This window comes from Cyanobium usitatum str. Tous, from assembly GCF_003011885.1.
In the GTDB taxonomy this organism is placed as follows: Bacteria; Cyanobacteriota; Cyanobacteriia; order PCC-6307; family Cyanobiaceae; genus Cyanobium_A; species Cyanobium_A usitatum.
Genome location: NZ_PXXO01000011.1, coordinates 1 through 20441, shown reverse-complemented (window position 1 = coordinate 20441; position 20441 = coordinate 1). Strand labels below are relative to the sequence as shown.

Annotated in this window: 25 protein-coding genes; 17 read left to right on the top strand and 8 right to left on the bottom strand. The window is 61.4% G+C overall.

Annotated features, from left to right (window positions below):
* Positions 1–29 precede the first annotated feature (29 nt).
* Positions 30–710 carry an alpha/beta hydrolase gene (locus C7K55_RS09890; protein ID WP_241518300.1) on the bottom strand — a complete coding sequence of 227 codons (681 nt, stop codon included), beginning with the start codon at positions 708–710 and terminating at the stop codon, positions 30–32.
* Positions 711–850: 140 nt separating this feature from the next.
* Positions 851–1528: a 4'-phosphopantetheinyl transferase family protein gene (locus tag C7K55_RS09885; protein ID WP_161956157.1), complete on the bottom strand. Its 678-nt coding sequence runs from the start codon at positions 1526–1528 to the stop codon at positions 851–853.
* Between the two features lie 41 nt (positions 1529–1569).
* Between C7K55_RS09885 and bcp the strand changes: the two genes are divergently transcribed.
* On the top strand, positions 1570–2037 hold the full coding sequence (gene bcp, locus C7K55_RS09880) for a thioredoxin-dependent thiol peroxidase (RefSeq protein ID WP_106632560.1): 468 nt from the start codon (positions 1570–1572) through the stop codon (positions 2035–2037).
* Here the strand turns inward: bcp and C7K55_RS09875 are convergent.
* Both C7K55_RS09875 and C7K55_RS09870 read right to left on the bottom strand, forming a co-directional pair.
* Positions 2015–2611: a type III pantothenate kinase gene (locus C7K55_RS09875; RefSeq protein ID WP_206603502.1), complete on the bottom strand. Its 597-nt coding sequence runs from the start codon at positions 2609–2611 to the stop codon at positions 2015–2017. The genes bcp and C7K55_RS09875 overlap by 23 nt on opposite strands.
* A 92-nt stretch (positions 2612–2703) precedes the next feature.
* Complete coding sequence (locus tag C7K55_RS09870) at positions 2704–3471, bottom strand: phosphoadenylyl-sulfate reductase (RefSeq protein ID WP_106632558.1); 768 nt, start codon at positions 3469–3471, stop codon at positions 2704–2706.
* 111 nt (positions 3472–3582) lie between these two features.
* Between C7K55_RS09870 and C7K55_RS09865 the strand changes: the two genes are divergently transcribed.
* From C7K55_RS09865 to C7K55_RS09850, 4 genes are all read left to right on the top strand, one after another.
* Positions 3583–4737 (top strand): NAD(P)/FAD-dependent oxidoreductase, encoded by a 1155-nt coding sequence (locus C7K55_RS09865; protein WP_315856800.1) that lies wholly within the window; start codon positions 3583–3585, stop codon positions 4735–4737.
* Between the two features lie 90 nt (positions 4738–4827).
* Positions 4828–6486, top strand: coding sequence for a GTPase HflX (hflX, locus tag C7K55_RS09860; protein WP_106632623.1), 1659 nt, complete (start codon positions 4828–4830; stop codon positions 6484–6486).
* Between the two features lie 46 nt (positions 6487–6532).
* Positions 6533–7168, top strand: coding sequence for a peroxiredoxin (locus tag C7K55_RS09855; RefSeq protein WP_106632556.1), 636 nt, complete (start codon positions 6533–6535; stop codon positions 7166–7168).
* A 10-nt stretch (positions 7169–7178) separates the two neighbouring features.
* Positions 7179–8363 carry an anhydro-N-acetylmuramic acid kinase gene (locus tag C7K55_RS09850; protein ID WP_106632555.1) on the top strand — a complete coding sequence of 395 codons (1185 nt, stop codon included), beginning with the start codon at positions 7179–7181 and terminating at the stop codon, positions 8361–8363.
* On the opposite strand, the gene C7K55_RS09845 is transcribed toward C7K55_RS09850, so the two are convergent.
* Positions 8297–8608 carry a ribbon-helix-helix domain-containing protein gene (locus C7K55_RS09845; protein ID WP_106632622.1) on the bottom strand — a complete coding sequence of 104 codons (312 nt, stop codon included), beginning with the start codon at positions 8606–8608 and terminating at the stop codon, positions 8297–8299. The two genes, C7K55_RS09850 and C7K55_RS09845, sit on opposite strands and share 67 nt — an antisense overlap.
* A 162-nt stretch (positions 8609–8770) precedes the next feature.
* Between C7K55_RS09845 and C7K55_RS09840 the strand changes: the two genes are divergently transcribed.
* The 5 genes from C7K55_RS09840 (at position 8771) to C7K55_RS09820 (ending at position 12031) form a co-directional block, all read left to right on the top strand.
* Positions 8771–9067, top strand: coding sequence for a hypothetical protein (locus tag C7K55_RS09840; RefSeq protein ID WP_106632621.1), 297 nt, complete (start codon positions 8771–8773; stop codon positions 9065–9067).
* A 38-nt stretch (positions 9068–9105) separates the two neighbouring features.
* Positions 9106–9402 (top strand): hypothetical protein, encoded by a 297-nt coding sequence (locus C7K55_RS09835; protein ID WP_241518299.1) that lies wholly within the window; start codon positions 9106–9108, stop codon positions 9400–9402.
* Positions 9403–9635: 233 nt separating this feature from the next.
* Positions 9636–11357, top strand: coding sequence for an ABC transporter ATP-binding protein (locus C7K55_RS09830; protein WP_106632554.1), 1722 nt, complete (start codon positions 9636–9638; stop codon positions 11355–11357).
* Between the two features lie 132 nt (positions 11358–11489).
* Positions 11490–11669, top strand: a complete 180-nt coding sequence (locus tag C7K55_RS13800; protein WP_106632553.1) for a hypothetical protein — start codon at positions 11490–11492, stop codon at positions 11667–11669.
* A gap of 134 nt (positions 11670–11803) precedes the next feature.
* On the top strand, positions 11804–12031 hold the full coding sequence (locus C7K55_RS09820; protein ID WP_106632552.1) for a hypothetical protein: 228 nt from the start codon (positions 11804–11806) through the stop codon (positions 12029–12031).
* Here C7K55_RS09820 and C7K55_RS09815 read toward each other — a convergent pair.
* Positions 12028–13164: a trypsin-like peptidase domain-containing protein gene (locus C7K55_RS09815; RefSeq protein ID WP_106632551.1), complete on the bottom strand. Its 1137-nt coding sequence runs from the start codon at positions 13162–13164 to the stop codon at positions 12028–12030. The two genes, C7K55_RS09820 and C7K55_RS09815, sit on opposite strands and share 4 nt — an antisense overlap.
* Positions 13165–13473: 309 nt before the next feature.
* Between C7K55_RS09815 and C7K55_RS09810 the strand changes: the two genes are divergently transcribed.
* Genes C7K55_RS09810 through C7K55_RS09785 form a run of 7 tightly spaced genes read left to right on the top strand, consistent with a single transcriptional unit; the run spans position 13474 to position 18950 of the window.
* Positions 13474–13779 carry a DUF2973 domain-containing protein gene (locus C7K55_RS09810; RefSeq protein ID WP_193486262.1) on the top strand — a complete coding sequence of 102 codons (306 nt, stop codon included), beginning with the start codon at positions 13474–13476 and terminating at the stop codon, positions 13777–13779.
* A gap of 43 nt (positions 13780–13822) precedes the next feature.
* The gene (locus tag C7K55_RS09805) at positions 13823–14206 is read left to right on the top strand and encodes a hypothetical protein (protein WP_106632550.1); all 384 of its coding nucleotides are present in this window, start codon (positions 13823–13825) and stop codon (positions 14204–14206) included.
* Between the two features lie 18 nt (positions 14207–14224).
* Entirely contained in the window at positions 14225–16813 is a 2589-nt protein-coding gene (hrpB, locus tag C7K55_RS09800) for an ATP-dependent helicase HrpB (protein ID WP_106632549.1), read from the top strand.
* A gap of 60 nt (positions 16814–16873) precedes the next feature.
* Positions 16874–17050 carry a hypothetical protein gene (locus C7K55_RS13795; RefSeq protein ID WP_193486259.1) on the top strand — a complete coding sequence of 59 codons (177 nt, stop codon included), beginning with the start codon at positions 16874–16876 and terminating at the stop codon, positions 17048–17050.
* A complete protein-coding gene (xseA, locus tag C7K55_RS09795) occupies positions 17020–18222 on the top strand; it encodes an exodeoxyribonuclease VII large subunit (protein WP_241518298.1) in 1203 nt (400 codons plus the stop codon). The genes C7K55_RS13795 and xseA overlap by 31 nt, the downstream gene beginning before the upstream one ends.
* A gap of 3 nt (positions 18223–18225) precedes the next feature.
* Positions 18226–18501, top strand: a complete 276-nt coding sequence (locus C7K55_RS09790) for an exodeoxyribonuclease VII small subunit (RefSeq protein WP_106632547.1) — start codon at positions 18226–18228, stop codon at positions 18499–18501.
* 14 nt (positions 18502–18515) lie between these two features.
* Positions 18516–18950 carry a DUF2834 domain-containing protein gene (locus C7K55_RS09785; RefSeq protein ID WP_106632546.1) on the top strand — a complete coding sequence of 145 codons (435 nt, stop codon included), beginning with the start codon at positions 18516–18518 and terminating at the stop codon, positions 18948–18950.
* A gap of 22 nt (positions 18951–18972) precedes the next feature.
* Here C7K55_RS09785 and C7K55_RS09780 read toward each other — a convergent pair whose 3' ends face one another.
* Both C7K55_RS09780 and C7K55_RS09775 read right to left on the bottom strand, forming a co-directional pair.
* A complete protein-coding gene (locus C7K55_RS09780; RefSeq protein ID WP_106632545.1) occupies positions 18973–19320 on the bottom strand; it encodes a hypothetical protein in 348 nt (115 codons plus the stop codon).
* Positions 19320–20189 (bottom strand): YihY/virulence factor BrkB family protein, encoded by an 870-nt coding sequence (locus C7K55_RS09775; RefSeq protein ID WP_241518297.1) that lies wholly within the window; start codon positions 20187–20189, stop codon positions 19320–19322. The genes C7K55_RS09780 and C7K55_RS09775 overlap by 1 nt, the downstream gene beginning before the upstream one ends.
* Positions 20190–20441: the final 252 nt, after the last annotated feature.

Sequence of the window (20441 nt, the reverse complement as noted above, 5' to 3'; positions counted from 1 at the left end):
ACCAAGGCCATGCTCACCAAAGGCCAGGCTCACCAGAGGCCGCGAATGGCTTCAGATTCAACTTGCTGAACCGGGGCCGGGGCCGGGGCCATTGTGCGAACTTGAGCCACGGGATCCGCCATCTGGTTGGCCTGGATGCAGGCCGGCAGGAACACGTACCAGGAGAGCAGGGAGGTGCACTGGGCGTCACCTTGGCAACGACCTTCAGCACAGACGTTCTGGGCACCGGTGTAGGTGTTGCAGAAGTCGGCCAGGCGCATGTCGGTAGGCAGGGCATTCATGATGCCGGCCGAGGAGATCTGGCCGTCACGGGCATCGGCCACGATCGCCGATCGCAGAGCCTGCACCGCGAAGGTGTTCATGCTCCAGTAGGGGAAGTAGCTGGTGGTTTGGTTCTTGAGGAACTTCACACCTGCATCCGAGTAGAGGAAGCGGGAGACGCCAACCAAGTCCACGTTGTAGGACTTGTTCATGCCCTCACGCACCTCGGCAGCGGTCCAGCCGGAGCGGTTCAGGCCCCCTTCCAGGCCCCGATCGGTGACTTCACCAGACTGCAGAAATGTATTGAAGGCATCCTGGTTGGTAGACCACACGGCGCCGCCGGTGTTCCAACGAACGGGAAGATTGTTGTCAACTGCGGCGGACGCTGGCATAGCCACCGCCGAGAGGGCCGTACCCACAAAAAGGCCGGCCAGCAAACGCTTGATCAAGAGAGGCGTGGAATCAGTTCATTCCGAACGTAGCCACGCAATGCCGCATGTCACTAAAGATGCAAGTCAGCGGGGCGCATCGACACAAAACTGAAAGATTTCCGCTGGATTTCAGTAGTAAATCTGCGTATTTAGAAAAATCATGCGCCCTGCTGCCCCATCAATTCTTCAGGCTGTCCTGGCGACTGCAACATCAAACCTGCACAACCCTCGCCAACCGCCGCCCAACGCCAATCCTGCTGCAGAGCGCTGCTGTGATCCGGCTTGGCTCCATCACTGAGATTTAGCAAGCTACCGCTGGTGTGGTCGTAACACCACTGAGCCAGTTCTGCTGCAAGGGTGCGATGGCGCCACTTGATGGCCGCTTCCTTCAACACCCAGCTATTGAGCACCGCTCGCCGTAGCTCCTCCCCAGTCAAATCCCGCAACTGCGCCTGTTCAGGCTCTGGATAAAACCGACGCAGCAATACAGCCGGCTCAATAGGTCGAGCAGTGGATTCGAGGTCTACTCCGATGGCAGAGCCGGAGTAGCCAATCAGCAAGCCAGCGCCGCTATGGCTGAGACTGACCCATCCCAGACCATTACCTAACAGTGGTGGTTGGCCGGGCGGACTATGGAGAGGCACCGCGGCACCAGCGCAGCCCAACACATCAGCCAGCTGCTGCCGGAGCAGAGCCCGGCTCTGGAAGTAGCGACTTCGCTGCAGCTCAGGCAGGCCCAAGCCCCAACTCCATTCATCAGTAGATAAACAACCGAGGTCGCCCCCCTCTAGGTAGCGCAGCCATAGCTGGGGGGCTGGGCGCTGCGGCAGATCCAAGCTGCTGCCTAGGCTCACCTGTGAGTTCGGTTGGACGTTCAATGACCTTGCAGATCGGTGAGCCCGCCCCTGATTTCACCTTGCCAGACCAAGACGGAACGGCGGTGAAGCTTTCCCAGTTCAAGGGCCAACGTGTGGTGATCTACTTCTATCCCAAGGACGACACCCCCGGCTGTACCAAAGAAGCCTGCAATTTCCGCGACCAGTGGGGCGCATTCGAAAAGCAAGCCATCACCGTGCTCGGCATCAGCAAAGACGGCGCCAGCAGCCACGCCAAATTCATCGCCAAATATGACCTTCCCTTCACCTTGCTAAGCGACGCCGAGCCCTGCGCAGTGGCCGCGGCCTATGGGAGCTATGGGCTGAAGAAATTCATGGGCAAGGAATACATGGGCATGATGCGCCACACCTTTGTGGTGGATGCAGAAGGAAAGATCGAAAAGATCTACACAAAGGTGAAGTCCGAAACCATGGCTGACGACATCCTCAGCGATCTGGGCCTGGCCTGAGTGCAGCCAAGGCCTCAAGGGCCAGGTCTGGAGCCAGCTGCAGCGGCATGGCACTGACTAGCAGCTGCTGCAGCAATGGTTTCAGCAGGGGGCCATCTCCTCCCGTGAGCCAAAAACTGCAGCCCGGGCAGCTTGTTTGGGCTTCACGCCCAGCGGCGGCCAGGGCGGCCGCCAGACCCCGCAAAACCCCAGCGGCCATAGCATCTGGTGTGGAGTGAGGCCAAAGTTCTGGGGGCAGATCTAAGGGCGGGTCCAAGGCAGGCAGTCCTGCAGTTTCAGCAGCCAGGGCCCGCAACTGCAAGGCAGCTCCGGCAAGCAACCGTCCTCCCCCAAATCGGCCCTCGCTGGTGACCAGGGTGAGGCTCAGGGCGGTGCCGCCGTCCGCCACCAATACGGGACCAGAGGCAAGGCACCAGGCCCGCCAACCCACTAGGGCACGGTCCACCCCCAGCCAGCCAGGCTGCTCCAACAAGGGCACATCCTTCAAATGCAGACGCCGCTCCAGCGGCAATGGAGCAGAGGCGGACACCTGGCCCACCGCAGCCCAAGCAACCAGCCCCTCAAGCTGTCCCACACCAGCTGGAGCACTCCACGTACGCAGGCAGCCCAGCTCACCCTCTGCCCAGTGCCATCGACTGTTGCCGATCAGCAGCCAACGGCCCTCGCTCAGATGCCCTCGCCCATCAATCCCGGCAGATGGATGCCACATTCCTGTTGGAGACCACCGAAACGGGTCGCCCGGCCGCTGACATCTCCTAGGTCAGGAGCACTGGAGTGCCAGTCGCCCACCGTGGAATAACCCTGCTCAAACAGCGGGTGCTGGGGCAATTTGTGCTCTTCCATGTAGTAGTAAATATCTCGTTTACTCCAGGAGAGAAGGGGCCGCAGCGACCAGCGCTGACGCACCGCATCCAGCGGTTCCATGGCCTTGCGGTGATCGGTCTGGCTGCCGCGCACACCACTGGCCCAACAGGTCACAGCCAGATCAGTGAGGGCCCGGTCAAGGGGTTCCACCTTGCGGATGCGGTGATAGAGCTCCAGATCTCCCAGCTGGTCGGTTTCCCAAAGGCGGCCGTGCAGAGCTTCCATCCGGGCCGGGCTCATGGCTGACTGGGCCACCACTAATTGGAGCTGGAGCTGCTGTACCAAGCGCTCGGCGTATTGATAGGTCTCCGGCGGCAGATAGCCCGTATCAACCCAGATCACGGTTACGGGCCGACCGATATTGGCGGTCAGCTCACTGGCCATGTGCAGCAAAACTGCCGACTGAATGCCAAAACTGGTTGTTAAGGCAAATCCTGCCCCGAAAGTGCTCTGAGCCCAGCTCAGACGCTCTTGGGCCGACAAAGGTGCAAGCAGTGCCCTGGCAGCGTCAAGATCGATCGGCCGGCCGGTGCCATCGGGTGAAAGAGCTGGGACTTGGGCCATCTGCATCAAACCATCATCGCCCTTTGAGTGAGTCGCTGGTTAGGGTTCAAAAGCAGGTGCCGGCGAAAGACCATCAGAGCCATGCTGAATCCTGAGGCGGCGCGATCGCAAGCTGCGGTGACCCCGCCAACCGCACCGGTGGTGATCGTGGGCGGGGGCTTTGGTGGGCTTTACACCGCCCTCGCCCTGGCAGAGCGCCGCCACCATCCACCAATCTTGCTGATCGAACCCAACGATCGCTTTCTATTTCTCCCACTGCTTTACGAACTGCTGAGCGGCGAACTGCGCAGCTGGGAAATAGCACCCCGCTACGACAGTTTGCTGGCCGGCAAAGGGGTGGCCTGGCTGCAGGACCGGGTTGTGCGCATCGACGCCCAGTCTTCACAGGTTCATACCGCCAGCGGCCGGTGCCTGGCCTTCAGCCGCCTGGTGCTGGCCACGGGTGCCCAGGCCAATGACTTCGGCATCCCCGGCGTAGCTGAATACAGCCTCGGTTTTCGCACCTTGGCAGACGTGGAACGGCTGCAGCGCCTAATCCAGACCTTGAAGGAGAGGTCCCGGCCCCTGCAGCGTTTGGCCGTGGTGGGAGCTGGTGCCAGCGGGGTGGAATTGGCCTGCAAGCTGGCCGACCAATTGCAGGGGAGCACGATTGTGGACCTGATTGAGCAGGGCCCCGGACTGCTGCCCCAGGCCAAGGCCTTCAACCGAGAACAGGCTGAGCAGGCCCTGCAACGCCGGGATGTGAGGCTGCGAACCCACACCCGCGTCGAGGCGGTGCAACCAGGTGGACTGACGCTGCTGGGGCCAGCGGGCTCGGAACAGCTGAAGGTTGATGGGGTTATCTGGACTGCGGGCCTGCGCTTTCAATCGCTTGAATGCCAGCCGCCAATTCCCGTCGACCGACTTGGACGACTGAGCTGCGAGCCCACCCTGCAGCTGGTCGATCAGCCCCACCTATTTGCCCTGGGCGACATCGCCCAGCAGGAGTTACCCCTGCCAGCCACGGCACAAGTGGCCTTCCAACAAGCTGAGTGCCTGGCCGCCAACCTGATGCATTCCCTTGCTGGCGAACCCCTCGATCCCTTCAACTACAACGACCTCGGCGAAATGATGAGCCTGGGCCGAGGTGAAGCAAGCCTCGTTGGCGGCGGATTCACCCTGGCGGGAGCGGCGGCATTTCAGATCCGCAAACTGGCCTACCTGGCCCGCTTACCTGGTAAGTCGCATCAGTTCAAAGTGGTCGCCGGCTGGCTAGCGGACTGGCCCCGGTGACCCTGCCGGGAGCCCAAGCTTGTGGTGGGCAAGGCCCGCCCATGATCAAATCCGTAATCGCTGGCTATCTGTGGTGAAACAAGGCCTGTGGTGAAACAAGGCGGCCTGGCGGGGCGCACGGCCGGCTTGCGACCCGCCCAAAAAAGACGCCTGGAACGCCTCTGTCACCGCCGCCATCCGGACGACCAGATAGCTGAATTGCTCTGCTTGCAGCGGCTTGCCAGCGAAAGCCGTGAGCTGGAGCTGCCGCTCACCTTGGTAGTGGATAGCCGGGGCCTGTGCCGGCTGCTCTGGGTGGGGCCGCTGGAGCAATCGGGCCGGCTACTGGAGCGCCTGCCCGGCTCGGAGCGCCGCCAGGGTTCCGAGCTGCGGCTGATCACCTGCTGCGGCCGAACCAAACAACTCGAAGCCGGCCGCCAGGAGGGAATCGTGGGGCTGGATATAGCGCCCATCGTTTGGCTGCGCTTCGGCGACAGGGCGGGGGCGGGGGGCCAATGGGCCGCCCAACTGTTGGTGGCCCACCCCGACGCCCCCGAACCCTGGGCAAGCGAAGCGACTGAAGATCTAGCCGAGCTGTGCGGCCGAGATCCCCTCAGCCTCACCCCGCCAAATGCAGCCAGCGCTGGCGACTTTGGCGCCAGCCAAGACGGCCCTGAACGGGTGCTGCTGCTAGCCCTCACCCCCGGCGACCGCGGCCAGGCCCAGCGCCTGATCGCCGAACTGGAGGGACTCGTAGTCAGCGCCGGTGCCGTGTCGGTGGGAGTGGTGGAGCAGCGCCGCAGCCAGGTTGCCCCCCAGACTCTCTGGGGTGAGGGGAAAGTGGGTGAAGCGGCCCTGGAGGCCCGGCGGCTCGGCGCCACCCTGGTAGTGACAGACCGGGAGCTCACACCGGTGCAAGCCCGCAATCTGGAGCGGCTCCTCGATCTGCCGGTGAGCGACCGCAGTGAACTGATTCTCGACATCTTTGCCCAACGGGCCGCCAGCGCCGCCGGGCGCCTCCAGGTGGAGCTGGCCCAACTGCGCTACAGGCTGCCCCGACTCACCGGCCGCGGCCGCAGCCTGTCGCGGCAGGGGGGAGGCATCGGCACCCGGGGACCGGGCGAAACCCAGCTGGAAAAAGATCGTCGCGCCATCGCCCGCCGGATTGAGCGATTGCAGCGGGAGGTGAGCCAGCTGGGCGAGCACCGGGCCCGGTTGCGCCGCAGCCGCCAGGGACTGCGGCGACTGGCCCTAGTGGGTTACACCAACGCCGGCAAAAGCTCCCTGCTCAACGCCTTAACCAAGGCCAGCGAAGCCCGCGCCGTTCTGGCTGAAAACAAGCTGTTCGCCACCCTTGATCCCACCACCCGACGACTTGAATTGCCGGAACCGGTGCTGCTCACTGACACGGTGGGCTTCATCCGCGATTTGCCCCCGCCCCTGCTGGAAGCCTTCCGCTCAACCCTGGAGGAAACCCTTGAAGCTGAGGGCCTGTTGATCGTGGTTGATCTGGCCGACCCGGCCTGGCCCGAGCAGTGGCGCACCGTAAACACCATCCTCGATTCCCTTGGAGCAACCGCCCCCAGGCGCCTGATCGCTAATCAAATCGACCGCTGCCCAGCCGGGGAGGTGGAGCGAGCCCGGGCGCTAGCCCCAACGGCCCTGTTCATTTCCGCCACCGCCTGCCTGGGCCTGCAGCACCTGCGCCAGGAGTTGCGCAGCTGGCCCGAGTCAGCGCCTGAGGACGAAAACACCACATCTGCGCGCTGACTTGTGGCACGATCAGAACTTGCTTTCTTCCTCCCTTTCAGCCTCTATGGCCCTCCAACTCGGCGATACCGTTCCCGATTTCACCCAGGATTCCCAGCTCGGGCCGATCAATCTCTACGACTTCGGCGCTGACAGCTGGGTTGTGCTGTTCTCCCACCCAGCCGACTACACCCCTGTTTGCACCACAGAATTGGGAGAGGTATCCCGGCTGCGCCCTGAATGGGAAAAGCGCAACGTCAAAACCATCGCCCTGAGCGTGGATTCCGCCGAAAGCCACAACGGCTGGATCTGCGATATCAACGAAACCCAGAACACAACAGTTGATTATCCGATCCTGGCGGATGCCGACAAAAAGGTGAGCGACCTTTACGGGATGATTCACCCCAACGCACTCAACAATTTGACCGTGCGTTCGGTGTTCATCATCGATCCCAACAAGAAACTGCGCCTGCAGATCACCTACCCCGCCAGCACTGGCCGCAACTTCCACGAAATCCTACGGGTGATTGATTCCCTGCAGCTCACCGACAACCACTCCGTGGCCACTCCGGTGAATTGGAAAGACGGCGACGATTGCGTAGTGGTGCCATCGATCTCCACCGAAGATGCCCGCGCCAAGTTTGCCAAGGGCGTCACTGAGATCAAGCCCTACCTGCGCATGACCCCCCAGCCCAACAAGTGAGCTTGGGCTGATGCGGGTGTTGGGGTTGATGAGCGGCACAAGCGCCGATGGCGTGGATGCAGTCCTGGCCAGCTTCAGCGGGCCGCCCCAACGTCCGCGCTGGAAGCTGGAAAAGCACCACTTCAACCCTTACCCCGCCGAGCTCCAACGCCAGCTAATTGGCGTTGGCCAAGGCCAATCGTTCGATAGTTCAACGCTGCTCGAATTGGCGGAAGCCGTGACCGAGCAGCAAGCTCTCGCCGCCAGAGCATGCGACCCCCAGGGCGGGGCCCAATTAGTTGGCTGCCACGGCCAGACCCTCTGGCATCGCCCGCCCCAGGCTGGTCAGCGGGGTGCCAGCTGGCAACTACTTCAAGGGCCGCTGCTGGCGGAACTGCTGGCTACACCGGTGGTATTCGATTTCCGCAGTGCCGATCTGGCCCTTGGCGGTCAGGGAGCGCCACTTGTCCCACCTGCAGACCAGGCCCTACTGGGTCGTTGCGGCGGCTGGCGGGCGGTACTGAATCTGGGGGGCATCGCCAACCTCACCCTGATCCCTCCAGCCCAGGGGCCCGAAAGTTGCTTGCCAGTGCGGGGCTGGGACTGTGGTCCTGCCAATACCCTGCTGGACCTGGCAACCATGCACTTCAGTGGCGGCCAGCAGAGCTATGACGCTGATGGGGCCTGGGCCCGCCAGGGACAGATCGATGAAGCCCTGATTCAACGCTGGTTAGCTGAGCCCTATTTCCAGAGCCCACCGCCGAAGTCCACCGGTCGAGAGCTATTCGGCCAGGCAGACCTGGAGCGACGGCTGGCAGAAGTCAAGGGGAGAGACGCGGCGGATGCCCTAGCCACCCTGACCGGCTTCAGTGCCGCGGTTGTAGCCCAGGAGTTGGGCCATGGGCCCCAAGCGATCGAGCTGCTGGTGGCTGGCGGTGGCTGCCGCAACAGCCTGCTAGTAGAACAACTGCAACACCGCTGCCGCGGCCTGATCGTGCGGCCGCTGGCGGAATTTGGCATCGGCGAGGCAGAGAGAGAGGCCTTGGCCTTCGCCCTGCTGGCCTGGTGGCACGCCCTGGGGCATCAGGGGAATCTGCCCTCAGTCACCGGCGCCAGCGGCGGCGCCGTGCTGGGGCTGTGCGCCCGTCCTCAGTCCGGTCGGTGCAAGCGAACCCTGCGGGGAGCTCCGCGCAGGCGCTGGGGTTTCTGGGCCTGACTGGCCTCCAGTCCCTGACGAAAAAGCTCAGCCTGGAAACCCGCCTGAACCGGGGAAGCCTGGCTGGCTTGGGCCTGCTGCAGCCGCTCCACACCTTGCTGGATCAGCACCTTGGCCATGTTGCTCACCGTGCGGGACTCGGCATCCGCGAATTCAGCCAACTTTTGGCAGAGCTCCTCGGGCAACACCACCTGAATGCGAGGTGATTTGGACTTGCCACTCGAGGAGGTCTGCCGGGTGGCCACGGAGTTGCGAAGCAGTGGTGCTGGCCACTGGTGAGCGAGGGGCAGAGCTGGGGCTTGCAATCCCCAGTTCATACCCCTCAGATACCAATCAGTGTACAGAGATGCACAAGGGTAGTATCCAAGACTATGCTGAAGGCAACCATCCCATCGGAGGTGCACACCGTGCCCCGTTCCTCCACCCCACGCACCTCAACCCCTGCCTCGGCTGCCCAGGGCCGCAAGCGCCGGACAGCCGAACGCAGCGATGTGCTCGTCTCCGCAGTAATCAGCACCTACCTGCTCACCCACCTGCATCACGTTCTGCAGCGGGCCGAATACAGCGCCCAGCAGGAGGGAAGAGGCGCACTTGCAGCCAACTACGCCGAGCTGCGCAAAGTGCTTTGCCTAGATGCCCGCAGCATGGAAGACGCCTCAGCCTGTGGCACACCTGAGCAAGGCGAAAACCAGGTGGCAGCCTGAACCGATTCAATTAAAATTCAGTCAATTTGCTGCCAGCAATGACCGCCAGCAACGACTACGTCCTACGAGTCGACGCCCTACAAGACGAAGCCGAACGACCTCTGCATGCCAGCAATCCTGCTGAGCTCTACGCCCAAATCAGTGCCGACCACGACCTAACCCAAGCGCTGTTCCGCCAGGCCCTACAGGATCCTTCCGGGGCCATTAACCGAATCATTGAGCTGGGCCAGCAGTTCGGCTTGCCGGTCACCTCCCAAGAGATCCGCACCTACATCTCCAGCCTGGATGACAGCGTCAGCAAGCAGTGGCTGGTGAAGGCTCGGGGGGGGCTCTGAGTTGGTGCGGCGCTGTTGTCGCTGATCACGCTCCCCACCTGCCCAGCTGAAAAAGAGCCAGTAACTCACTAGCGCCAGACCAGCTGCGACAACCAGAGCCGCCACCTGCTCAAGGCGCTTGATCATGGCAATCACACAGGCAGGTGAGACGAGTCTGCACCAGATGATTGCCTAGCCGCCCCCCGGCAGACGGGTCGCCAGGGATGATGGAATTGGTCCCTAGACCCTTATCCGTGCTCCGCCTCGAACGCCTCGGCAAGATTTATCCCACTGGCGAGGTGCTGCGGGATGTCACCTGGGAGGTGAGGCCTGGAGACCGCATTGGCTTGGTGGGCGTCAACGGAGCTGGCAAGTCAACCCAGATGAAGATCATTGCCGGGCTGGAAGAGCCCAGCAGTGGCTTGGTGGTGAAGCAAGGCGAACCCAGCATTGCCTACCTGCAACAGGAATTCGACGTCGATCCAGCCCGCACGGTGCGAGAGGAGCTGTTCCAAGCATTCGGCGAAGCAGCTGAAGTGCTGATCCGCCAGCACCAGCTGGAGCACGAGATGGCCAGCGAGCAGGCCGCCAACGACCCCGACCATCTCGACGAGCTAATCCACGAGCTAGGCCGGCTGCACAGCCGTTTCGAGGCGTTGCACGGCTACGAGCTCGATGCCCGCATCGACAAACTGCTGCCCACCATTGGCTTCAGCCCCGAGGGGGCCGAACAGCTGGTGGGGGATTATTCCGGCGGCTGGCAGATGCGCATCGCCCTCGGCAAAATCCTCCTCCAGGAACCGGATCTGCTTCTGCTCGACGAGCCCACCAACCATCTGGACGTTGAAACGATCCAGTGGCTCGAGGGCTATCTGGTCGAACAGACCGCGGCCCTAGTTGTGATCAGCCACGACCGCACCTTTCTGGATCGGGTATGCAACCAGATAGTGGAGACCGAACGGGGGGTATCGCGCACCTACCTGGGCAACTACAGCCAGCACCTAGAGCAGAAAGTCCTGGAGCGCGAAGCAACCCAGGCCGCATTTGATCGCCAACAAAAGGAGCTGGGAGCCCAGCAGGCCTACATCGACCGCTTTCGGGCCAGTGCCACCCGCTCCACCCAGGCCAAAAGCCGGGAGAAACTGCTGGAGAAGGTTGAGCGGGTCGAAGCTCCGCTCGAAGGTGTCGGCGGGCCGCGATTCCGCTTTCCCGAAGCACCACGCTCTGGGCGCGTGGTGGCAGACATCAAAAACCTGACCCACAGCTACGGCGAGCAGATTCTGTTTTTAGGGGCTGAGCTCGAGGTGGAACGGGGTGACCGCATCGCCTTTGTCGGGCCTAACGGCGCCGGTAAATCAACCCTGCTGCGGCTGATCATGGGCAGCGAACAGCCCGAGGACGGCTGCGCCAGCCTCGGGGAGCACAACGTGATAGCGAACTACTTCGAGCAGAACCAGGCCGAAGCCCTAGACCTCTCCAAAACCGTGATCAACACGATCTTCGAGGTAGTGCCCGACTGGACTCAGACCCAAGTGCGCTCACTGCTAGGCAGCTTCTGCTTCAGCAACGAAAGCGTATTCAAGGAGGCCGGCAAACTCTCTGGAGGAGAGAAAGCCAGGCTGGCGCTGGCGTTAATGCTGCTCAGCCCCTGCAACCTCCTAGTTCTGGATGAGCCCACCAATCACCTTGATATTCCAGCCAAGCAGATGCTGGAAGACGCGCTGATCGAATATGAGGGTGCGGCCTTGCTGGTGAGCCACGACCGCTATTTCATCTCCAGGGTGGCCAACCGGATCGTGGAGATCCGGGATGGCCAACTGGTGCTCTACCGCGGCGATTATTCCTATTACCTCACCAAGAAAGAAGAGGAAGCTGGCCTGGCCCGGCAGGCCGAAGAAGCAGAACGCAAAACGGCAAAACAGGCCGCCAACAAGGCCAAGCAGGCTTCTCGAAAATCCCAGTCAAAATCCAGCTGAGCAGCCCAGCCCGCAGTCCCCGCCTCAGCGGGTACACAGAACTTCACAGCTGCTTAGGCAGGAAGACTCATTTCACTAGCCCCCTTGGTTTGGTGTGCATAGGCTGACAAGGAGTCGCCACCGCAGGAGATCATGGGTAATCAGCACATGGGCCCCAACGCCCAGGGCACCAGCTATCACGTCGCCGGCCATCAAGACAATGGCCGCCAAGGCGACGCCTTGGAGGTGTATTTCGAATGCATCACCACCTGCTCCCTGGATGACGGCGCCTGCGTGACGCGCTGCGTTGAAGAGCTACGCGAACAGCCCTGAGCTCAGACGCCGGCCAGCCCATCACCGCGCAACAGCAAATCAGCACAGGCAGCGCGCCCTGTCGCAACCGCTACGCAAGCGAATGAAACAGTTTGTAGCGTTAGGGGGTCAAATGGTTACCTGTGGTGCGTGCCATGTCTGAACCACTCGCCCTCAGCCTCGGTCAGCAGTTTGAGCTGGAGCGCATGAACCGGGCTATTGAAGCCACCGCCGATCCCCAGACCCTGCAAGGCATTGCCAAGCAGCTACTCCAGGCCTGGCATAGCCAAAAGGCGGCAACCCAGTGGGTTATGCGTCAGCAACTAGGTGCACCTACCCAAGTTTCGCCAAGCCTGGGTAGTCCGTGGGGGCAAGAGGCCTAGGGGGCTGGGGTTAATTGGGCTGGAATAACCGTCAAGCGCATCAATGTTCCGGCCCTATTCAGCCGAAGCTCCAAGCTTCCCCCCACCCCCGCCCTCTCCACCGCTGTTACCAGCTGGGAGGGGCTAGCGATGGGCTGATCACCCACGGCAACTATTACATCGCCCTTTTGCAGGCCTGCCCGCGCCGCTGGCCCGGAAGCTTGCACCGCCATCACCCGCACCCCTTGATTCAGCCCAGTGCCATCACCGGCACGAACCCCGTCGAGACTTACGCCGATAAATGGGTGGCTGACACGGCCAGAGGTAAGCAATTGGCGGGCAATATCCTGGGCCCGGTTAATCGGAATAGCAAATCCCAAGCCCGCACCAGGCCCGGTACGCACCAAGGTGTTAATTCCGATCACCTCGCCATCAGCGTTTAGCAGCGGACCGCCTGAATTGCCCGGGTTGATTGCTGCATCGGTCTGAATCAGATCCAAGCGCTTGTCTGTGATGCCCAGCTTGCTGGCATTGCGGTTGAGGTTGCTGATGATCCCCATTGTCACGGTGTTGTCCAACCCGTAAGGGTTGCCTACGGCAATTGCCCACTCGCCAACTTGCAGGCTGTCGGAGTTGCCCAAGGGCGCTACTGGCCAAGGGCCGCTGCCCGCCAACCTCACAACCGCCAAATCCGTGAGGCGATCGAGACCGACAACCGTGCCTTCAACCCGACGACCGCCCTGCAGCCCCACGGTCACCCGGTCTAATTTCTCCACCACGTGGGCATTGGTCAGAATCAGGCCCTCAGCCTGAAAAATAAAGCCGCTTCCCTGCCCCCGCTCCGTGCGCTGAGAGGGCTGCTGTTGCTGCTGGGGCATGCCAAAAAATTGGCTAAACAGGGGGTCGTTGAGCAGCCCTCTTGGCAAGCCTCCCGAAGCACCACCTGAGGCAGCCACGGTCCGTTCCGTGTCAATGGTCACCACCGCGGGTCCAGCGCGGCGAACAGCAGCCGCCACAAATGACTGGCGGTTCAGGCTGACTGAAGTTGCACCCTGGGCGAGGGCGGCAGCGCCTGGCCAGGGAGCCGGGGGAGACAGTAGAGCCATCAGCACCAGCCCTGAACCCAGCCAGGGCAAGGCCCGCGAATCAGCCATCACTACAGGACTCAACTAGTCAAAACGTAAGCAACCAGCCAGCGACTGCCTAGAGCGGGATTTCCCTCCCAGGCAAGCCGCCACGGGCGATCAGGATCGGCCCTAATATAGGTAAACAAATCTTTCAATCTATGGACACCGGGCGACTGCTAATTGCTTTTCTCGCCTTCGGTGCCGCTTGCAGCACCCTGTGGGCCTGGATGGTTGCCAATACTAGAGAGGTTGCAGTCGTTGATCCCCAAACGGCTCGCTCCAGGCAATGATGGAATTGCGACACGCAACCATCTATCTGAGGCCAGCTTTAAGGCCATGAACACTGTGCTCTCCCAGCTTTTACCCCTGCTCTACGGGGCCTGCTTTGTGGCTCTGCTATGGCAAGCCTTCAGGGTGATGGGCCAAGGATTCCGCGCCATTCCCCGTCCCGGTGATCGAGATGCCATGGGTACGCCAGCAGCACAAGCACCCGAAATCAGGTCCAATCACGACCGCACCGGCAGACTCACCATCCATCCGGAGCTGCTTGATTCAGATGGTCAGATCACCCAGGAAGACCTCTTAACCGTCCGCTTCAGCGGCGACAACGAGCAAGCTGCTTACCCAGGTGACCTCAGCTGAATAGGCTCTCCGTTGAGCAAGCGTTTTTCAGCGGAGACAGAAGGTGGATCAACGGACCCGAATAGTGGCTGCAGTGCTGACCAGTCTCAAACTGCCACCTCGTTTTCGCCTCAAGCTGATCAAGGAAGATCCGATTCGGCTGGAGTTGAGCATCACGCCTGCCTACGGCAGGGATCCAATTTTGGTAGGCCTGGTTGAATCTCAGGATCTCGTGGCCCGTCGCGACCGAGAGGGGCGCATCCCCAGGGACCTGCAAGGCACCTGGGACTGGACTGTTCGCCACGGCAAGGTGAGCACCGGGGGCTGGAATCCTTACCTCAAGGAGGCCTTGCAAACCATGTTTGAAACCGGCCTACCGGCGATCGTCTACGAGGAGCTCACAGGCGAGGCCTACCACCCGGTAGATGGCATTCGCCACGTGCGCTGATTCCCCAAGGACAGCCCCCTGCCAACGCCCCCGCTACCGATTGACGGCCTGCTGGCGCCGCTGCTCGAAGCCTGCAGGCCCGGTGCCACCGTGCTGCTCCAGGCACCTCCTGGAGCAGGTAAAACGACTCGTGTGCCCCTAGCTCTGCTAGCAGGACTCAACCTGGAGTCGGGTAAGCCGGGTGCCGCATCTGGCCGCATCTGGATGCTGGAACCCCGTCGCCTGGCAGCCAAAGCGGCAGCCCAAAGGCTGGCGGCCGAGCTCGGTGAGCCCCTCGGCCAGCAAGTTGGCTACAGCGTGCGGCTCGAATCCTGCATCTCAGCCGCCACCCGACTGGAGGTGCTCACAGACGGCCTGTTTCTGCGGCGCTTGCAGGCAAATCCTGGTCTTGATCGGGTGGACTGCCTGATTTTTGACGAATTCCACGAGCGCGGCGCCGACACCGACCTATCCCTTGCCCTGGTGCGTCAGGCCAGGGAGCTGCTGAGGCCAGAGCTGCAGCTGGTGCTGATGTCTGCCACCCTCAACCTGGCTCCGCTGGCGGAGCAGCTGCCTGGGGCCACCGTGCTGACCAGCAAAGGGCGTTGCTATCCGGTGGCAATCAGCCACCAGCCACCGCGACCAGGCGAAAGGCTGGCGCAACAGGTGGTGCGCGCCCTTGAGCAGCACTGGCTAGAGCCGCGCGGCGACGGCGAAAGCGTGCTGGTTTTCCTCCCCGGGCAGAGGGAGATCCAGGACTGCAGCAGGGCGATCGCCGCCACCGACTGGGGAAAGCCCAGCCATCAGGGCGTGGAGTGCGTTCCCCTGCACGGCAACCTGCCGTTGGAGGCCCAGGGCCGCGCTATCGGCCCGGCCAGCAGCGCCGCGGGCAAGGTGGTGCTCGCCACTTCCATCGCTGAGAGTTCCCTTACCTTGGCCGGGGTAACGCTGGTGCTCGACAGTGGTCTGAGCCGCCGCAACCGCTTCGATCCCGGAAGTGGACTTGATGGCCTCGTCACCGTACCCGCAAGCCAAGCCAGCGCTGATCAACGGGCCGGCCGGGCCGGGCGCCTGGGTCCAGGTCGCTGCCTGCGCCTCTGGTCGCCCGCTGAACAGCAGCGTCGTCCCGCTTTCGATCCACCGGAGTTGCTCGAGGTAGATCCATTGCCCCTGGCCCTGCAACTGGCCCAGTGGGGCGATCCCCTTGGCAGGGACCTGCATTGGATAGACCCACCAGCGCCTGCACCCCTAAAGGAGGCCCGTCTGCAGCTCGACCAGCTTGGTGCTCTGGCAGCCACAGGGCGGCTGAACAGCCACGGGCAGCGCCTGGCCCGGCTGGGGGTGCATCCGCGCCTCGCCCAGCTGCTACTGCTGGGCGAGCAATTAGGCCAATTGGAGCTGGCCTGCGGCCTGGCGGTGCTGCTGAGCGAGCGCGATCCCCTCAACCGTCAGGAGGCCGGCAGTGACCTGCTGCGGCGGCTTGATTGGCTAGGTGAAAACCGCCCTGGAGATAGCTCCCAGCGCCGGCTGCGTCAGCTGCAAAGCCAGCTGCAGCGCCAGGTCAGGCAGCTAGGTGGTGTTAGTTCCAGTCCTCCAGCTGCAATGCCGGTTGGCCGATCCGTAACCCTGTCGGAAGCGGCGGCCTCGCTAGTTGCCGCCGCCTATCCCGAGCGGCTAGCCCTAGCCAGAGCAGGAAAGCCTGGCCGCTACCTACTCAGTGGCGGCCGCGGCGCCGTGCTCCATGCAGACGATCCCCTGGTGGCCTGCACTGCTCTGGCAGTGGCCCAGCTTGATGGCCAGGGCCAGGACGCTCGCATCCAGCTAGCGATCCCCATTGATATCGGGCAACTGCGGCAACTGGCGGAGCATCCCGGCGGGCAAGGAAATATCGCGGTGGAGGCGCGCTGGGATGGAGAAGGTCAACGGGTGCGCTGCGAACGCTCCCTGCGACTAGGGGCGCTGGTGCTTGAGCGCCGCAGCTGGAGCGAAGCAGAACCGGCCTTGATTCGCATCGCCCTACTAGAGGGTCTGCGGCAGCTGGGACTGGAAGCTCTGCCATGGGATCCCGTTAGCCGCCAACTCCAGCAACGCCTCAGCCTGGCCCACCAGCTCCTAGGAGACCCATGGCCCGACTGCAGCCCCCAACAGCTACTTGACCAGCTAGGTGAATGGCTCGGCCCCCACCTCAACGGCCTCCGCAGCCGCGAAGACCTGCAGGTAATACCCCTTGGCGAAGCCCTCTGGGGTGACGCCCCCTGGAGCCTGCGTCCCCAACTAGATCAGCTGCTGCCAGTGGCCCTGACCGTGCCCTCTGGCCGCCAAGTAAAGCTCGATTACAGCAGCGGCCAGCCCGTGCTGGCGGTAAAGCTGCAGGAGCTATTCGGCGCTCGCACAAACCCAATGGTGCTATCAGGTCAGCTAGCAGTAACCGTGCACCTGCTCACCCCGGCCGGCCGGCCGGCGGCGATCACCCAGGATCTGGCGGGCTTCTGGGAGCGCAGCTATCCGGAGGTGCGCAAGGAGTTGCGCGGGCGCTACCCCCGTCACCCCTGGCCAGAAGACCCGTGCCAAGCCCAGGCGACGGCCCTTACCAAAGCAGGGCTGCAACAGGGGAGTCATCGAGCCTGAGGGGCATGGGGCAATAAGGCACCTGCCTGCTCCAAACTGGAACTTTCCGGCAAGGCTGCCTTGGCTCGCTTTTACGTCAACAACCGTCGTGATGGCTCGCGCCTGCTTAGCAGCGCCCTAGTGATCTGCGTCGCAGGGCTGATGCGCGTTGACCATCCGATTGGGAGATCGGTAGCGCTGATAGCAGGCCTGGTGAGCCTCTACTGGTGGATCTGCTACCGGCAGCTCCAGCCGTGACTGCGGCCGGTGAATTTTCAGGCATACCGCGCTACGGCGTGACAGAACTGAATGGCGCGGTCGCATCGCTGCTAGAGCGCGGTTTTGCACCTCGATTTCTGCTTGACGCAACCGTGAGCAGGCCCCAGCTCAAAAAGGGACATCTCTGGATGACCCTGGTCGACGAGCAGGCATCAATTTCGGCAGTGGTTTGGGCTTCCCAGCTGGCGAAGCTCAGCTTCGTTCCCGAAGACGGAGATGGGGTCGTGGTGGTGGGCAAGCTCAACTTTTGGAGCAACCGGGCAAGCCTCTGCGTTCAGGCTCTGGACATCAGGCCAAGCCTGAGTTCAGTCCTGCGTCAGTTCGAACAGGTGCGGGAGCGGCTAGCCCTTGACGGGCTGCTGGATCAAGCCCGCAAGCGCCCCCTACCCTCGTTCCCAAGGCGCATTGCCCTACTCACGAGCTGTCCGAGCTCCGCCTTGGCGGACATGCTGCGCACCAGCGCCGAACGCTGGCCGGCGACAGCAGTGGTCGTGGTGCCTATACCAGTACAAGGCCCCGTACACGAAACCATCTGCCGAACCCTGGAAAAACTGAACTCCCAGGTGGAGCGGTTGGGCATCGATGCGATCGTGATCGGCCGAGGTGGCGGCAGCCGCGAAGACCTAGCCGTGTTTGATAACGAAGTGGTGGCGAGGTGTTTAGCCGCCTGCCCAGTGCCCGTGGTCAGCGGCATTGGCCACGAAGATGACACCACCGTTGCAGACCTGGTGGCCGACTACAGGGCCGCCACCCCCACCGCTGCCTTGGTGGCCCTATTGCCAGATCACCGCATAGCGGTGCAGACATTGCAGCAGCAGGGGAGACACCTGCAGCAACTCATCCAACTGAGACTGCAGGGAGAGCGTCAGCGACTCACTCGGGATCGGGAACGACTAGCGGGGGTAAATCCCCTCGCCCTTTTGACCAGTCGTCGCCAGGCCCTGGGGCATGCCCAGCAGCTGCTGCAAGCACTTTCGCCCGCACACCAGCTCAAGAGAGGATTCTGCTTGCTGAGCGATGGCAAAGGGGTTGTGGTGCGCTCCGTGCAGCAACTTGAAAAAGGCGGCGAAGTCATCGCCCAACTCACAGATGGGCAGGCGAGCGCCGTGGTGCGCGAGATTCTGCATCAAGCTCCGGAGGCCAAGCCCTGAACGATGCCTAAAGCAAAAGCCACAAGCAAAACACAAGAAAATGAAAGCGTCGAAAACGTTGGCGCCGATCTCTCATACAACGAAGCCCACACCGCCCTACAAGTGGCCTTATCAGCCCTGCAAGCCACGGACCTGGATGTAGAAGCAATGACAGGCCTATACCGGCAAGCCCGCGCCTACCTGAATCGCTGTGAAGCGGTACTCGCCCACGTGGAGCAGGAAGTGATGTTGTGGCAGGAAGAAGATAACGGTGTAGTCCCCTTTAAAGATCTCACCTAGAACCACCTCAAATCATGGCCGCCAATTCCGAAAACAGCTCTAGCAACACCACCACCGCCATTCAGGGCAATTCACCCTTGAAATGGCTGTATCTGGCCTTAGCGATCAGCGGTGCAGTACTGCCCTGGCTGGCAAACGTTGACTACATCAGGGAATACGGATCAAGCTTCGACTTGGGCATGTTTGTCCGTCTTGCAAATGCAAATCCAGCCGCCAGTTCCCTATCAAGAGACCTAGCAATAGGAGCAACGGCAGTGGTGATTTGGATTGTGCAGGAGAGCAAGCGGTTGCAGATGCGAGGGCTGCCTTGGGTACTGCTCAGCTGCATAACATTGGCCTTCGCATGTGGAGCCCCACTGTTCTTGTATTTACGAGAGCGCCGCCTGGAGGAGATTGCGCGCGACCAAGAGCCTAAGCCTAGCGGCCAGGAAATAGCGGCAAGTAATTAGCGGTAGGTAATTAGCGAAAAGCTCAAGAAGACGGGTCGTCTTCACTGACGACCTGTACATCAATGGTGACATTACTAACATCAAACTGTTCATTGGGCTCTGCACCCTCCGCAGGAGCGGCAAAAGCACTGCCACAACCTGGGCAAATTTCCTGCTCCATGGAGGTGAAACCACAAGTATCACAGGTACGCAATCTTCTTTGAATCACCTGCCAAGCCACAAAGCCAGCCGCTCCCAGCAATAGGGGCAACAGCACCAGGAGCAAGGTTATGCCTCCGAGCAGATCGAGCACGAAGCGCCCTGCCGGACCGGGAGCAAGGAGCAGCAACAGCGCTAACAGCAACCAGAGCCAGGTACGTGATCGCTCCATCAGCTGATCTCAATTGGGGGAGATGCATCCATCCTGACGCGCTGGCGCCGTTCCAGGACGACACACAAACACTGACCGTAGTAAAGGATGACACCAACCAACCAAACCCAAAGACTCAACAACAACACACCACCCACCAATCCATAGGCCTGGAAGCGCACTCCTACTGCCAACAGAATGCGCCCAAGCACCAAATTAAGGATGGTGAGGGTTGAACCTATTAAAAGCGCTCCAGGGAACAGAGGCTGCCAAGCGACACGACGCGATGGCAATACCCACAACAACAACATGGCTAAAGCAATAGCAATCAGCAACGAAATAAACAAATCGAGAATTGATGACACGGGACGCTGCAAATCGCGAGCCATGGGCAAAATCTCCAGGGCACGGGCCCACAGGCTTGCCGAACCCAGCAGTCGCATGCTGGTGAAAGCCTGATCCACAACAATAAAAAGAGCGAATAATGAAACAAGACCAAAAGCCTTGATACGCAAACGCAGATAACGGACTACCAAACGCTTCCATGGCAAATCCTCAAGCCCAGCCGGGCGATTCCACCAAAGACGATCAGCGCCACGCTGCAAAGTGAGATAGGCGTTGCTTGCCGTTAAAATCAACACAACGGCACCAAGGATTCCAGCCCCAAATCCTTGCCTTAAAAAAGCTGACAATGTGGAAGAGAAAATCGGCATCGCCGAGCTGGGCAAGATTTCCGAAACGACTACCAACAATCTTTCAACCAAACCCTCATCCCCGCCTAGCAACCTTGCCGCAATGGAAAGTGCTATCAGAAGTACGGGGAACAAAGACTGAAGACTGTGATATGCGAAAGCAGCACTGAGGTCAACACAGTCGAGCTTCAGCCACAACTTATAAGCCAGCCAAAAGGGCAGTAAACCTTGCCTCTGAGCACCATCCCATCTACGCAGGTCCCGGAGAGCTCGTGAACGCACTACCTAGCTACCGTCTGGAACTAGATGGACACTAGACGCAGACGCTGTAGTTACCAAGCCCCACCAAGAAGCTTAACCAACAAAAAAGCCACCCTTCGGGTGGCTTTTGAGTTAACTGCCCCATCCTCTTTCAAGAAGATGGGGCAATTTAATAGGATGAATGTTTTA